This window comes from Acetivibrio straminisolvens JCM 21531 (assembly GCF_000521465.1).
Lineage (GTDB): Bacteria > Bacillota > Clostridia > Acetivibrionales > Acetivibrionaceae > Hungateiclostridium > Hungateiclostridium straminisolvens.
In genome coordinates, this window is the sequence record NZ_BAVR01000009.1 from 53,036 (window position 1) to 68,244 (window position 15,209).

General features: G+C 38.2%; 10 protein-coding genes and 3 pseudogenes. 9 read left to right on the forward strand and 4 right to left on the reverse strand.

What is annotated here, in order from left to right:
* The first annotated feature begins 31 nt into the window (after window positions 1-31).
* Window positions 32-442 (forward strand): response regulator, encoded by a 411-nt coding sequence (locus JCM21531_RS03910; RefSeq protein WP_038287554.1) that lies wholly within the window; start codon window positions 32-34, stop codon window positions 440-442.
* Window positions 443-570: 128 nt separating this feature from the next.
* Here the strand turns inward: JCM21531_RS03910 and JCM21531_RS24280 are convergent.
* Window positions 571-1,145: pseudogene (locus JCM21531_RS24280) on the reverse strand (MerR family transcriptional regulator).
* Between the two features lie 206 nt (window positions 1,146-1,351).
* Window positions 1,352-2,304 (reverse strand): annotated as a pseudogene (locus tag JCM21531_RS24770) (RluA family pseudouridine synthase).
* A gap of 156 nt (window positions 2,305-2,460) precedes the next feature.
* Here JCM21531_RS24770 and JCM21531_RS03925 point away from each other — a divergent pair.
* The 4 genes from JCM21531_RS03925 (at window position 2,461) to JCM21531_RS03940 (ending at window position 7,415) form a co-directional block, all read left to right on the forward strand.
* A complete protein-coding gene (locus JCM21531_RS03925) occupies window positions 2,461-3,936 on the forward strand; it encodes an extracellular solute-binding protein (protein ID WP_054846991.1) in 1,476 nt (491 codons plus the stop codon).
* Window positions 3,937-3,967: 31 nt separating this feature from the next.
* Window positions 3,968-4,807, forward strand: coding sequence for a cache domain-containing protein (locus tag JCM21531_RS03930; protein WP_038287557.1), 840 nt, complete (start codon window positions 3,968-3,970; stop codon window positions 4,805-4,807).
* The gene (locus JCM21531_RS03935) at window positions 4,800-5,672 is read left to right on the forward strand and encodes a sensor histidine kinase (RefSeq protein WP_243467182.1); all 873 of its coding nucleotides are present in this window, start codon (window positions 4,800-4,802) and stop codon (window positions 5,670-5,672) included. The genes JCM21531_RS03930 and JCM21531_RS03935 overlap by 8 nt, the downstream gene beginning before the upstream one ends.
* A gap of 111 nt (window positions 5,673-5,783) precedes the next feature.
* Window positions 5,784-7,415 (forward strand): response regulator, encoded by a 1,632-nt coding sequence (locus JCM21531_RS03940; RefSeq protein ID WP_038287559.1) that lies wholly within the window; start codon window positions 5,784-5,786, stop codon window positions 7,413-7,415.
* A gap of 92 nt (window positions 7,416-7,507) precedes the next feature.
* On the opposite strand, the gene JCM21531_RS03945 is transcribed toward JCM21531_RS03940, so the two are convergent.
* Both JCM21531_RS03945 and JCM21531_RS03950 read right to left on the reverse strand, forming a co-directional pair.
* On the reverse strand, window positions 7,508-8,719 hold the full coding sequence (locus JCM21531_RS03945) for a sensor histidine kinase (protein ID WP_038287561.1): 1,212 nt from the start codon (window positions 8,717-8,719) through the stop codon (window positions 7,508-7,510).
* Window position 8,720: 1 nt separating this feature from the next.
* Window positions 8,721-9,398: a response regulator transcription factor gene (locus JCM21531_RS03950; protein WP_038287564.1), complete on the reverse strand. Its 678-nt coding sequence runs from the start codon at window positions 9,396-9,398 to the stop codon at window positions 8,721-8,723.
* A gap of 223 nt (window positions 9,399-9,621) precedes the next feature.
* Here JCM21531_RS03950 and JCM21531_RS03955 point away from each other — a divergent pair, with 223 nt between their 5' ends.
* The 4 genes and pseudogenes from JCM21531_RS03955 to JCM21531_RS24785 all read left to right on the forward strand — a co-directional run bounded on the left by JCM21531_RS03955 (window position 9,622) and on the right by JCM21531_RS24785 (window position 15,187).
* Window positions 9,622-11,253 (forward strand): GDSL-type esterase/lipase family protein, encoded by a 1,632-nt coding sequence (locus JCM21531_RS03955; protein WP_038287566.1) that lies wholly within the window; start codon window positions 9,622-9,624, stop codon window positions 11,251-11,253.
* Between the two features lie 585 nt (window positions 11,254-11,838).
* Window positions 11,839-13,059 carry a glycoside hydrolase family 5 protein gene (locus JCM21531_RS24775; RefSeq protein WP_243467172.1) on the forward strand — a complete coding sequence of 407 codons (1,221 nt, stop codon included), beginning with the start codon at window positions 11,839-11,841 and terminating at the stop codon, window positions 13,057-13,059.
* Window positions 13,050-14,095 (forward strand): annotated as a pseudogene (locus JCM21531_RS24780) (cellulase family glycosylhydrolase); the annotation flags it as partial. The gene JCM21531_RS24775 and the pseudogene JCM21531_RS24780, both read left to right, overlap by 10 nt.
* Window positions 14,096-15,187, forward strand: coding sequence for an SGNH/GDSL hydrolase family protein (locus tag JCM21531_RS24785; RefSeq protein ID WP_243467183.1), 1,092 nt, complete (start codon window positions 14,096-14,098; stop codon window positions 15,185-15,187). It abuts the pseudogene before it with no gap.
* The last annotated feature ends 22 nt before the right edge of the window (window positions 15,188-15,209 follow it).

A 15,209-nucleotide genomic window follows, 5' to 3' on the forward strand; every position in this document is an offset into this window, starting at 1 on the left:
TACAATAATATCTATGGAAAGGGGTTTTAAAATGAGGATACTAATTGCAGAAGACGATTATGCAAGCAGGAAGTTTTTGTACAAGTTTCTTTCTTGCTATGGGGAATGCGACATTACTATAGACGGAATTGAAGCAGTCGACGCATTTATGATTGCTCTTGACGAAGGAAAACCCTATGACTTGGTATGCCTCGATATCATGATGCCGAAGCTCGACGGAACAAAGGCTTTAAAGGCAATAAGAGATGTGGAAAAGCAAAAGGGAATTGAAGGAGACAATCGGGTGAAGGTCATAATGACAACAGCTTTAAACGATACAACCAATGTCTACACCGCCTTTGAATCGGGATGCGAAGCTTATGCGGCAAAGCCCATAGATACGGAGAAGTTTGCCGAAGTTTTGAAAAAAATAGGGTTAATCAGCAGCGTTGAAGTAAAATAGTACAAAAAAATAGCACTTGAAAGCAAAAGGGGCAGTAAGTCCCTTTTTGCTTGATTTGGCCTCTTGGAATGAAATGAAAGAGGCAAAAGCGAAGGGACTCGATGTCCCGAGCTTTTAGTGCTTATTTTTCATAATCTGAAAACCTTTTTCCTGAGACGTTTAAACAGACCGTCTTTGTTTTTTTCTCTCCACATTCCTATGGAACGGTCGACATTTTCAAAATGCTTGTCCAGCTTGCTTTCAAGTCTTCTTACATTATTTTCAAAACAGGCACCAAGCTCAAGCTTTGTCTTGTTGAGTTCGTTGGTCATATGCTCTTTTGCCAATTCCACCTCTTGAGAAAAGCTGTTGGTCAGTTGCTTCTCAAACTCCTGGAAGAATGTTTTTATATCAAGGATGCTTTCGCTGTGATTTCGTTTTGGGACAGGCACACTAATATCCCCGGTTACAACCGGAGGAGGCTCTGTTATAATATTTTCCGACTGGAGAATTTTTTTATGGCTTTTATCTCAAGTCCATCATCCCTCATGGCCTTAATCTTGTACATAATATTGGCAAGTTCCGGAGTGTAGCATCTCCTGCCCCTTTTGTCCTTTGGGACATACAGATTGAACTCTCTTTCATAATATCTTAAAGTATGATCGGTTACATTGAGATATTCGCTAAGTTCTGTGATAGAATAACGGTCTTTCATAACTTCCACGTAAATACCTCCATTTCTTTTTGAAGCATATTTAAAGCAGGTTAGAATTACACATTCCAGAAATAAACGGTTCAACACTCTTTGATATATAGCCAATGAGGTTTTAGGACAAAAAGGCTAAAAACCGATGCCTTTGCCTTACACCTTTGCAATGAAGGCAAGTACTATAATAACATCAATAGTTTATTGTGTAAATGTTTGGATGATTATTTTCTCAATATTTCCAAAACGGATTTCATGTCATCGGGTATCGGCGCAGTAATTTCAAGGGTTTTTTCGTGAAAGGATGCACAAAGACAGCTCTTTGGGAGTGGAGGGCTTGTCTTCCAAGAATTTCGCAAGTTACAGGAGGAATATTGCTTTGGGGAATACGGGATTTATTGCCCAAAAGAGAGTAGGGAGTGTCGGTAAAAGGGTATAGGGTATCCCCGACAAGAGGATGACCGATTGCTTGGCAATGCACTCTTATCTGATGGGTTCTTCCGGTCTCTAACCGGAATTTTACCAAGGTGGCGTTATTTAGACGCTCAAGTACCGTGTAATGCGTCACGGCATTATCCCCATCAGGGGAAATGTGCCTTAGCATAATGCTCCCGGGTTTCGGGCTATGGGAAGGTCTATAGTTCCGTTGTCATTTTCCAATACATTGTGCACAATGCCGATGTATTCTTTGAGAAAGGTTTTGTCATTCATCTGCTGAATAAGAATTTCTTGAGTATAAGGATTTTTTGCAAATATAATAATGCCGGAGGTATCTCTGTCCAGTCTTATAACCGGGCGAACCTTTTTTACAATTCCCTTTTTCTGAAGATGAAACGATACGGCATTGGCAAGGGTACCGCTGGGGTGTGAGCATGTAGGATGAACCACGATGCCGGGCTGTTTGTTTAAAGCAATAAGAAATTCATCTTCATAGATTATGTCTATGGGTATGTCTTCGGGTTCAAGAAAGATACCTGACTCATCAAAGTCGAGATCTGCTTCGATTATGTCGTTTTCGCACACAAGGCATTTACATAAACAGGATGGCCGTTGCACAGAATTTTGCCTGGTGCTTTAACTTTTTAATAAGCCTTTCTGAAAGATTAAGCTGTTTTTTCAATATATATTTTACGGTTTTGCCCGTAGTTTCCTTATCAACTGTATATTTTAAATTCAAATGTTATCACCATATAAATATTATTACAGCATCCTCAAAAATTCAAGGCCCTTGAGACGGAGAAAACTTAAGTGCTTTATCAATGGTTTTGCATAAAAACCGTTTTTCATATAAAATAAAAATAAGGGGAAAAAACGATTAAAAAGGGGGCAAAAAATGTATTTTAATAAAAGGCTCTCTGTGTTGTTGCTCTGTTTGGTGATGTCAGTTTTTATGTTTACCGGATGTCAAAAAGATATAAAGACTGGTGACAATACCTCGGATAAAAGGGTAAAGCTCACATTCTGCATGTCCCAGACAGGCTGGGGAGGAGAAGCAGTCGATCCGGAATTAATGAAAGAAGTTGAGAAGTATATTGAAGAGAAGACAAATACTGATTTGGAAATTATTGCACCGCCTCAGAGCAGTTATAATGACAGGCTGAATGTCATGCTTACCACAGGTGAGATACCGGATATATTTGTTGTAAGAAAAGCAATGGATAATCTTCAGGTTATAGCTTCAAGGGGCTATACAATACCTATGGATAATCTTATTGAAAATGTTCCGGAGATTACATCATTGGTTGACCCTGAGTATCTGGATTATCTTAGAGTAAATGGAAGCCTTCACGCTGTGCCTATGTATGTGCCGCTTTCAAAAATCCTTTGGATTAGGAAAGACTATATGGATAAATATGAGTTAAACTTGTCCGAAATTCCTACCACCGAAGAGTTTTACAATGAAATGAAGAAATTGAGCGGCAAGGGAATTATACCTTTCACTTTCCCGAAGTTCCTTGACAATCTGCCGTTTTTCTTTAATCCTTTCGGTGCTTATTATGGAATCGGAATAGATGAAAATGGTAAATACTATGATGGATTTAATACGCCTGAGGCGAGAGAGGCACTTTTATATGTTGCAAAGCTTTATCAGGAGAAGATTTTGGATCAGGAATTTCTGACAAATGAAAATGCAACTATTCGGGAAAAATTGATTTCGGGAAAAGCGGCGTCCGCTATAGATTATTTCAACAGGTACATATATTTTGTTAATGAGAGCGGAAAGGTTAATGAATCTACGGATTTTATCCCCATATACGAGCTGAAAGGTCCTAATGGACATGGCGGAAATCTCAATGAAGCCATTCAGGATGTTATCTGTATTTCTTCAAAGACAAAATATCCTGAGAAGGCAATGGAGGTAATCAAGTTTTATTTCTACTCCCAGGAAGGGGTCAAATTGAGATGCCTTGGAGTAGAGGACAAGCATTACACTATTGAGGACGGCTTTATCAAGCCCACAGAAAAGGCTAAAAATTCAGGTTATAAATATGACATATATCAGTTTATGTTTTATTATCCCCAAATTTCAGATTTTGAATTCAGGTGGGATGAAAAAACGGAAAGCTTGCTGCCAAGTCAGCTAAAATTTGCACAAGAGGCAAACAAACATCTAGGTCCAAAGTATTTGGTGCCCGGAGGAAAATCCGAGCTATATGATAAAAACATATCTACGTACAAGAAAAAAATTGATGAGATTTCATCAAAGATTATATTGGGAACAGTTACTGTGGATGAGGGTTATAAAGAGTATGAAGAATTTTGGAGAAGCATAAAAGGAGATAAAATGCTTGAGGAATTAAACAATTAGACTTTTATTATGGGGTTGGGGTATTTGATTTATGAAACATAGTAGTCGTGAGGTTAATCAAATCAAATCTAACTATAGAATATACACAACGAAGAAAAAGGTTTTCTTATATTTTTTTATTGCTGCTATCGCTATTTTTCTTGTTTTCAACTGGCTGTTTTACAGGCTGTACTCAGCGAATATCGAACAAATTTTAATCACGGAAAGCAAAAACGGATTAAGCAAGACAATGGAATACGTGGACATGATTTTAAGCAACATGGAATATACTGCCGATGTGGTGCAAAGCAATCTTCAAATACAAAGCAAACTTGAGTTTGGGGACTTTAGCGAACCCAATGACTATATTGTTGACAGGGAAATCGTGGACACCCTTAAAAGTATCATTACATATTCTTCAAACAGTGCCGCTTCCATTGACTTGTATCTATATAAAAACAAGAAATTGTATACCAGCGATTACGGAGTGTATTCAAATCAGCCGGGGGGAGTTTCTGATTATTATTATGAGATTGGAAAAGAAGACAAAAAATTTGCTTTAACAGACGAGTACAGAAAAAAGCTTAGCTTTTTGCTCGACAGAAACTATGAGCAGATTACAATGGTAAGGCCCTTATATGTATTGTCTACTGGCGTAAAATCCGGAGTACTTGCTGTAAATTTTGATAAGTATTATATCCAAAACATCATTCAGGGAAAATCCAATTATAGCAATATGATTTTAGACGCAGCGGTAATACTGTTATCAGTACTTTTGCCGAGAAGAATCCTTTTCCAAGGAAGAGACAGAAGAGATAAAATCCTATGTCGTAGGGGAAAGAGGAGAAAAACTGTGCAAGTTTTCCGGGGAGAAGTATGTTTTGGTGTATGATACGTCGAAATATTCCGGCTGGAAGTATGTAACTATCGTTCCGGCTTCTTCGTCAATGCAGCAGATGACAGAGCTTAGGAACTCCATATTTCTTTTATTTCTAATAATGAATGTGGCAACTGCGGTTACTCTTATTTTTCTTTTATCAAAGACTGTTTACAGAAAACTAAACAAGCTTATTGTTTCCATGAAGAAAGTGGAGGAGGGGAATTTTGACGTATATATCCGGCACAAAGATACCGATGAGTTCGGTTTCATGTATTCCAGATTTAACGATATGGTGGAAAAAATACGTTATCTTTTCAAGGAGCTCTATACCCAGAAACTTTTGCAGAAGGATGCGGAATTAAAGCTCTTGCAGTCAAAAATCAATCCCCACTTTATATACAATATTTTTGACAATATGAACTGGCTGATTCAACTGGAGCGTTATGAGGAGCTTGAAGTTTTGGTAGATTCGGTGTCCACTTATTTTAAACGCAGTCTTAACGCAGGAAAAGATTTTATCACAGTGGCGGACACAATGAAGCAGTTGGAGAGTTATGTCAAGATTCAAAAAATCCGGTTTAAAGACCGTTTTGAATGTGCTTTCGATTTTGATGACGAGATTATTGATATGATGATACCAAATTTCATACTGCAGCCTTTGCTGGAAAATGCCATTTGCCATGGAATAGAGCCAAAGACAGAGAAAAGCTTTATTCAAGTTAAAGGAGTAAAAGATGATGATAAAGTGGTCTTTACTGTCGAAGATGACGGTGTGGGCATAAGTTCCGAGGCACTAAAAAAATCACCGACTTTCTTGCAAGCGACAAGACGGATGAAGAGAATTATTTTGCCCTTGCAAATATCAATAAAAGGATAAAGCTTTATTACGGTGAGAAGTACGGTCTTACCGTCAGCAGTGCGGAGGGTATTGGGACTAAAGTAACGGTAATTATACCTTTTAATGCGGACAAGGTTTTGGGGGTAATTTATGCTAAAGATGATTATAGCCGATGATGAGCAGATTATTTTGGACGGAATAAAAGAAAGTATCGATTGGAAGAGTTATGACATAGAAGTTGCAGGGACAGCAAGAAACGGTATAGAAGCACTCAAACTGGTAAATTCCACAGAAGCTGATATCCTCGTTACCGATATCAGAATGCCGGGATTAAGCGGTCTTGAGCTTGTAAAGGAGATTCGCAAAGCCAGGCAGGATATCCGGATTATACTCATCAGTGCCTATGAAGAGTTTGAGTTTGCACAGGAAGCCATTTCCCTTGGGGTGCAATCTTACATTTCCAAGCCCTTAAAAAAGCAAAAGATAGTTGATGAGGTATCAAAAGCACGGGATGCCATTTTGAAAGAGAAACTGGAAAAGGAGAACCAAACACGGTTGGAAGAGATGTATAAAAATAATCTTCCGATTTTAAGAGAGTATTTTCATAACAATTTGATTATGGGCAGATTAAAATCTATGGGGGATTTAACCAAACAGTTTGATCTTTATGAAATTGACCTTGAAGAGTCCAATGTGGGTGTAGTGGTGCTTACCGTAGATAATAGGACGGAGAATTTAAAGGATTTGCTTGATAAGAGCTTTCAGCTTGTAAATATAAGGATTGCTGAAATGGCAAGGGACTTTATGCCTTCCTGTTACAAAAAAATTATTTTTCAGAGTTACAACAACGAAGTAGTTGTTGTATATAATGCCGGAAGTAATTTTGCTGCTGCTATAAAGGATGCAACTTTCATGGCTGAAAAAATCAAGAATACGATTTTTCATGAGATACAAGTTTCTGTCAGTGCGGGAATCGGAAGAATTTATCCCTATCTAAGGGATACTTATCTTTCATATCAGGAAGCGGTAAAAGCGCTTAATTACCGGCTGGTTTACGGAAATAACACTGTTTTGTATATTGACAATGTCGAGATAAAAGAAATGAAACATGCGCATTTTTTCAATGACCTTAGTGAAACGCTTGTGAATTTTCAGAACACTCTTTCCACAGGAATGGCCGATGAAGTTATGAAGCTTATTAAAACTAAAATTTATCAGATAGTCGGTTGCACAAGCATTCCCTATTACTATGTACAGCAGGTATACTGCCAGCTTTTGTCCACGCTGCTAAAGACGCTGTATGAAATGAACATAACGCCGGAGCAATTGTATGATACTCCTGTGAATCTCTATGGAGAAGTATTCAGTAAAAATACTCTTGATGAGATTGAAAAATGGTATGATGACCTGGTGGAGCGGGCATGCGCGGTTATCAATCAAAAAAAGGCCGAAAAGGTAAGTGGGGTAATAAGCTCTGCAGTGAACTATATCAAAGAAAACTGCAAAAGGGATATATCCCTTGGAGAAGTAGCTGAGTTTGTCAATCTCAATCCTTCATACTTAAGCAGACTTTTTAAAGAAGAAAAGGGCATTCAGTTTGTGGAGTATGTAAGAAACATAAAGATGGAGATGGCAAAGGAAATGCTGAAAAACAGCAATAAAAAAATCTATCAGATTTGCGAGGAGCTGGGATATCAAAGTGTGCAGTATTTTTCCACAATTTTCAAAAATACTGTTGGAATGACTCCTATTGAATACAGAAAAATATGTAAGACTAAATGATTGAAAAATGAAAAAGTTATGTAGTGTTAATTTTTATGTTGGCATTATATGTTCCGGTGAAAAAAGCATTTGGGAAAATTAAAATATAAATTCTAATTCTGGGGTGCTTTATACGGCAGAGATACTGTAAATTTCGTTCCTTCGGACACTACACTGGAAACGTTGATGTTGCCTTTGTGCTCATTTACTATGCATTTTGCAATGGCCAAGCCTAGCCCTGCGCCTCCGTGATTTCTTGAACGGGATTTGTCTACTCTGTAAAACCTGTCAAAAATCTTGTCAATATGTTCTTTCGGAATGCCTTCACCCGTATCGCTTACAGACAGTTGAACTGTGCTTGTATGCGATTCCAGCTTCAGTTCGACTTTTCCTTCTTCGCCGGTATACTTTATAGCATTGTCCAATAATATTGTAATAAGCTGTTTTATTCGAAATTCGTTACCGTAAAAAATAATATTATCTTTAGTATCTAAAAGAAATTCTATGTCTTTCTTTTGGCAAAGAGGTGTAAACTCATCAAAAATTTTATGCACAAGTGAGCTTAAATCAAAGTACTCTTTAGGCATTTCATCTTCTGCATCCGCCCTTGCCAAAAACAATAAATCGTCAACAAGTTTTTTCATGCGTTCCAATTCGCTTTGAATGTTGTTTAGCCACTTCATTTGGCTTTCGATAGTTTCATTTTCGTTTTCCATTACTATTTCCAAATTGGAATTTACTACCGCAAGGGGAGTCCTCAGTTCATGGGATGCATCGGCAATAAAGGCCATCTGTTTTTCCCAAGATGTTTTTATAGGTTTGATGGCTCTGCTTGCGAGGAAAAGACTTGTTGAAAAAACCAGTACGACAGATAGCAAAACAATGAAGGTACTGATAGAAATAAGCGGTTTGAACATTTTTTCTTCAACACTGTAATCGAGAAATACAATTATATATCCATATGCCTTGGGAATCTTCAAAAATTTAAATTTGAAATTGCCATTTGCAATTTTTCCGTTTGTTACTCCTTTTTCCATTGCTTTTTCTTTAAAGCTTTCCATATCTTCTTTGGAGATATTGATATTCATCAAATACCCGATAATTTCATTGGAAGTATCTACTTTTATATAAAAGAATCTTACCAGTCCGGAATCAAAATTTGAATTTAGCCGTTCTTCGTTTGCAATGGTATACAATATTATATCAGCCTGAAATTTTAGAAAACCCTTTATCGACAGATATATACCGAAAAAAATGATAAGAAGGATCATTGTTATGCTGACAATATTCGTCATGACAAATTTGATTTTTAGCTTTCGAAACATATCATAATGCCTCCTTAAGGCAATAACCTCTTGCTCTGATGGTCTGAATTACAATTCCGCAGTTTGCTTTTGCAAGCTTTTTTCTAAGATATGAGAGGTAAACCTCTATATTGTTAAGCTCTATATCTGTTTGAAACCCCCAAATTTTCTCTAGGAGTTGTTCTTTTGAAACAACTATGTTTTTATTTTTTATGAGTATTTCGAGAATTTGGGATTCTTTTGACGTAAGCTTTATGATTTGCCCGTTTACTTTTACTTCTCCCTTCATACAGTTAAAGCTCATATTTCCTATATTAATTTCTTCATTTATCAATATTTCACATTGCCTTCTACCTAAAGCGCGTATTCTTGCAAGTAATTCGCTTTTTGAAAAAGGCTTTGTAAGATAATCATCGGCACCGCTGTCAAGGCCTTCAACCCTGTCTTTTACCGAATCTTTTGCTGTCAGAATGAGAACAGGAGTCGTAATTCCTTGTTTTCTAAGATCTATAAGAACATCAAGGCCATCCTTTCCGGGCAGCATTCTATCAAGGATAATAATATTGTACATCCTTGTCTCGGCCATTTGCTGACCTGATATTCCGTCAAAAGCAGTATCAACTATATAATTGTTCTTTTTTAGAGTATGTACAAGTGCTTCGGAAAGGCGTAATTCATCTTCTACAAGAAGTATTCGCATTTTTATTCATTCCTTTCCCAAAATCGAAAGACTCTTGTCTTCTGTTTTAGAGGAAGTATTATATTCCCATGCACTATTTTATCATAAGATACCGCATTTTTATATTGTTTCTATGATTTTTACGAAAAATGTTTTTTTATGCTTTTTTTAAGAAAAGATTAAGATTAGTTTTTTAGAATGGTGTTGAATCAAAAATTACATTTTTTGATAGGGAGGAGATAAGATGTTCAAATTCAAGAATCCGGCAACAAAGGCATTATCAATCCTATTGGTCTTCTTTATAGTTATAGGGTTAATAAGCACCAAGGCGCCGGCTGCGACAAAAACGATAAAGATTATGCCGGTTGGGGATTCCTGTACCGAAGGTATGGGAGGAGGAGATATGGGGTCTTATCGTACCGATTTATACAAACTTTTAACGGATGCAGGGCTTAGCATTGACTTTGTCGGTTCTCAAAGGAGCGGACCGAATAATTTACCTGATAAAGACCATGAAGGACACTCCGGATGGACGATACCCCAGGTAGCAAGCAATATTAACAACTGGCTCAACACCCATAATCCCGATGTGGTATTTCTTTGGATTGGCGGAAATGACCTGCTTTTAAACAACAATTTAAACGCAACAGGTCTTAGCAATTTGATAGACCAGATTTTTACTGTAAAACCTAATGTAACATTGTTTGTAGCAGATTATTATCCATGGCCTGATGCTATTAAGCAATACAATGCGGTAATTCCTGGAATAGTTCAACAGAAGGCCAATGCCGGCAAGAAGGTTTATTTTGTCAAATTAAGCGATATCCAATTTAACAGAAACACCGATATTTCTTGGGACGGTTTGCATTTGAGTGCAACAGGGTATACAAAAATTGCACAACTTTGGTACAAATACACCATCGACGTGTTGAGAGCTTTGGCAGGTGGAACGCAGCCAACACCTACTCCAATACCTACTCCAACGCCGAGTACAACACCGGGCACAACACCAGGCATAACACCGGGCACGACAAAAACGATAAAGATTATGCCGGTTGGGGATTCCTGTACCGAAGGTATGGGAGAAGGAGAAATGGGAGCTTACCGCACCGATTTATACAGACTTTTAACGGATGCAGGGCTTAGCATTGATTTTGTCGGTTCTCAGAGGAGCGGACCGAATAGTTTACCTGACAAAGACCATGAAGGACACTCCGGATGGACGATACCTCAGGTAGCAAGCAATATTAACAACTGGCTTAATACCTATGACCCTGATGTAGTGTTCCTTTGGATTGGTGGAAATGATATGTTTGTAAGCGGCGGTAATCCGAATCCGACAGGTCTTAGCAACTTGATAGACCAGATTTTCACTGTCAAACCCAATATAACATTGTTTGTGTCCGATTATTATCCGTGGCCTGAAATGGTTAAGCAATATAATGCGTTAATTCCTGGAATAGTTCAACAGAAGGCCAATGAAGGTAAGAACGTTTATTTTGTCAAATTAAGCGATATCCAATTTGACAGAAACACCGATATTTCTTGGGACGGTTTGCATTTGACCACTATAGGATATACAAAAATTGCACAACTTTGGTACAAATATACTATCGGCATATTGAAAGAATTGGCGGGACAAACACAGCCAACTCCAACCCCTGTACCAACTCCGACAAACACACCTCAAGGTAAAAAAGGTGACGTAAATTCGGACGGTAAAGTGAACTCAACAGATTATAGTCTTTTAAAAAGATATATTTTAAAAGTTGTTGGCGCAGATGCAATAAATGCAGCAAATGCGGATATAAACAACGATGGCAATGTCAATTCTACAGATGCTACAGCCTTAAAGAGAATGCTTCTTGGGAATTAGAAAATATTAGGTTTTTAAAGCATTAACAACTGAATAAATCTTTAGTAGCCAAACATTTAAAGAAGCTCTTTCCTCTAGAGCTTCTTTTTATATCCGGATCTAGAAAATGCCAAAGTATATGAAAAAACTCAAGATAGTGTCAATTTCCTGGTTCAATTCCCCATTTCAATTTACCGGAAATATAACCTGTAATATATTCCCAACTGCTAAAAGTTTTTGTATCCGAATACTTATATGAATATATAATACTGTATTTTTATCGCAGCATTAGATGCGGCAGAGTCTTTTAAAGTAGCAGATGGCTTTGCCTCTCAGGTGTAGAGGGAGATTTGGATGCAGCAGGCTTCGATAATTTTTGATTTTCAGCAGAGATGATAATGTTTTAAATAATTTTTTATTTTGGCATGCTCAAAAAAAGTGATTTTTCGAATTAATATAATAAATAGTAACATTACTATTTGTTATATAATAGTTTATTTTTATTTTAAACCAAATGAGAGGGGGGAGCTGTAAGAATAAATTAGTTGAACGAAAAAAGAGGGTTTTGAGAAAAAAATTATCAATTTTTGCAAAGGAGAGGGTAAAGTGAAAAAAGTTGTTTCCTTAGTTTGTATGCTTGTGATGCTGGTAAGTATGCTAGGTTCATTTTCAGTTGGAGCAGCATCACCGGTAAATGGTTTTCAAGTATCGGGGACGAAGCTTTTGGATGCAAACGGAAATGAGTTTGTAATGAGGGGCGTAAATCATGCCCACACATGGTACAAGAATCAGTTGCAAACCGTCATACCTGCATTGGCAAAGGCGGGCTGCAATACTGTAAGAATCGTACTTTCCAACGGTGAGCAATGGACAAAGGATACTGCAAGCGAAGTAAGCCAAATCATATCCCTGTGCGAGCAGAATAAACTGATAACCGTTTTGGAAGTGCACGATGCCACAGGGTATAATGATGAAGAATCGTTACTTGCTGCAGCAAATTATTTTGTTGAAATTAAGAATGCGTTGATTGGAAAAGAAGATACTGTAATTATAAATATAGCTAACGAATGGGGCGGTACATGGGACAGTGCCGCATGGGCAAATGCATACAAAAAGGCAATTCCGGTAATAAGAAACGCCGGTCTTACCCATACCATTTTGGTTGATTCAACAGGATGGGGACAATACGGAACTTGTATAAAAGAGAGAGGAAAAGAAGTATTTGAAGCAGACGTACTTAAAAACACAATGTTTGCCGTACATATGTATGGATATGCCGGCAAGGATGAAGCAACCATAAAATCAATGATTGACGGAGCACACAGTCAAGGATTGGCTGTATGTGTAGGAGAATTTGGCTGGAACCATTCCGACGGAGATGTTGATGAAGAAGCAATTATGCGTTATTGTCAACAGAAAAATGTGGGATGGTTGGCTTGGTCATGGAAAGGTAACGGCGGAGGAGTAGAATACCTTGACATGGCATATGACTGGTCCGGAAACAGCTTGAGCGAATGGGGAAATAATGTTGTAAACGGAACATACGGCCTTAAAAAGACCTCCCAAATATGCTCAGTATTTACCGGAGAGACTCCAAATCCAACTCCAATAGTAACATTACCGCCTACACCGCCTCCGACTTCAAATCCTCAAACCGGAATGCGAGACATTTCAGCGATAGATTTGGTTAAAGAAATAAGAATCGGTTGGAATTTAGGTAACACTTTAGATGCTCCTACTGAGACCGCTTGGGGAAATCCACGTACAACCAAGGCAATGATAGACAAGGTAAAGGAGATGGCTTTAATGCCGTTAGAGTGCCTGTAACCTGGAATACACATATTGGACCTGCTCCAAGTTATATAATTGATCAAACATGGCTTAACAGGGTACAGGAAGTAGTAAACTATGTTATTGAGAATGACATGTATGCTATTATAAATGTTCATCATGACAATTCATGGATTATACCTACCTATGCCAATGAGCAACAGAGTAAAGAAAAACTTATAAAAGTTTGGGAACAGATTGCATACCGTTTTAAACATTATAATGACTATTTGCTTTTTGAAACAATGAACGAGCCAAGAGTAGAGGGATCACCATTGGAATGGATGGGTGGAACGTATGAAAACCGCGATGTAATAAATAAATTTAACTTGGCCGTTGTTAACACAATCAGGCAAGCGGCGGAAACAACGATAAGAGGTTTATACTTGTTCCTACCAATGCCGCAACAAGCCTTGATGTTGCACTAGATGATCTTATCATTCCAAACAACGACAGCAGAGTTATTGTATCCATACATGCTTATTCACCGTATTTCTTTGCTATGGATATTAACGGAACTTCGTATTGGGGAAGTGATAATGACAAGGCTTCTCTTACATATGAACTTGATGCACTTTACAATAGATTTGTAAAAAACGGCAGGGCTGTAATTATTGGAGAATTCGGAACTATTGACAAGAAAAACCTTTCTTCAAGGGTTGCCCATGCGGAGCATTATGCCAAAGAAGCAGCTGCAAGAGGAATTGCGGTCTTCTGGTGGGACAACGGTTATTATAATCCGGGTGATTCAGAGACTTACGCTTTGCTGGACAGACGTAATCTCAGATGGTATTATCCTGAAATTGCCGAGGCTCTTATTAGAGGTGCCGGCGGTAATCCTTCAGTTACCCCGACTCCGACACCAACACCAACATTAAAGCCAACGCCGACACCTACTCAGACAGCATCTGTTTTATACGGTGATGTAAATGGAGACGGAAAAGTAAATTCTACAGACTATTCGGCAGTAAGAAGATATATTTTGCGTATGATAACTGAATTCCCAAGTCCAAACGGAAGTATTGCCGCTGACGTGAATGCAGACAAAAAAATAAATTCTACGGACTTGTCGCTGATAAATAAATACATATTGAAAGTAATAAGCAAGTTCCCTGCAGAAGATGCCGAAATACCCGACCCAAGCAATCCGGGCATTTTGTATAACGGAAGATTCGATTTTTCCGATCCGAACGGTGCAAAATGTGCATGGTCCGGAAGCAATGTTGAACTGAATTTCTACGGAACAGAGGCTAGTGTCACAATCAAATCCGGAGGTGAGAACTGGTTCCAGGCTTTTGTAGACGGTGAACCTCTTCCTCCTTTCTCGGTTAACACCACCACTTCAACCGTAAAACTTGTAAGCGGTCTTACCGAGGGAGTACATCATCTTGTTTTGTGGAAGAGAACAGAGGCGTCATTGGGAGAAGTTCAGTTCCTTGGATTTGATTTCGGTTCGGGAAAACTTCTTTCACCACCTAGTCCTTTGGAAAGAAAAATAGAGTTTATCGGAGACTCAATTACATGTGGATACGGAAATGAAGGAGCAAGCAAGGAGCAGTCCTTTACACCGAAAAATGAGAACAGTTATTTAACTTATGCGGCAATTACAGCCCGTAATTTGAATGCAAGTTCAAACATAATTGCATGGTCGGGAATCGGACTTACTATGAACTATGGCGGTGCCGGTGGACCTCTTATAATGGACCGTTACGGCTATACTCTTCCTTACAGTGGAGCTAAATGGGATTTTAGCAAATATGTGCCTCAGGTTGTTGTAATCAACCTTGGAACAAATGATTTTTCAACATTGACTGCGGATAAAACAAAATTTATAACAGCATACAAAAACCTTATCAATGAAGTTCGCAAGAACTATCCGGATGCCCATGTATTCTGCTGCGTTGGTCCGATGCTTTGGGGAACAGGTTTGGATTTGTGCCGCAGTTATGTTACGGAAGTTGTGAACGATTATAACAGAAACGGAGATTCAAAGGTGTATTTTGTTGAGTTCCCGCAACAGGACGGAAGTACCGGATATGGAGAAGATTGGCACCCGAGCCTTGCTACTCACCAGTTAATGGCTGATCAGCTTACTGAAGAAATAAGAAGCAAGCTTGGATGGTAAAAAGCTTTAAAAAGATGGCCTC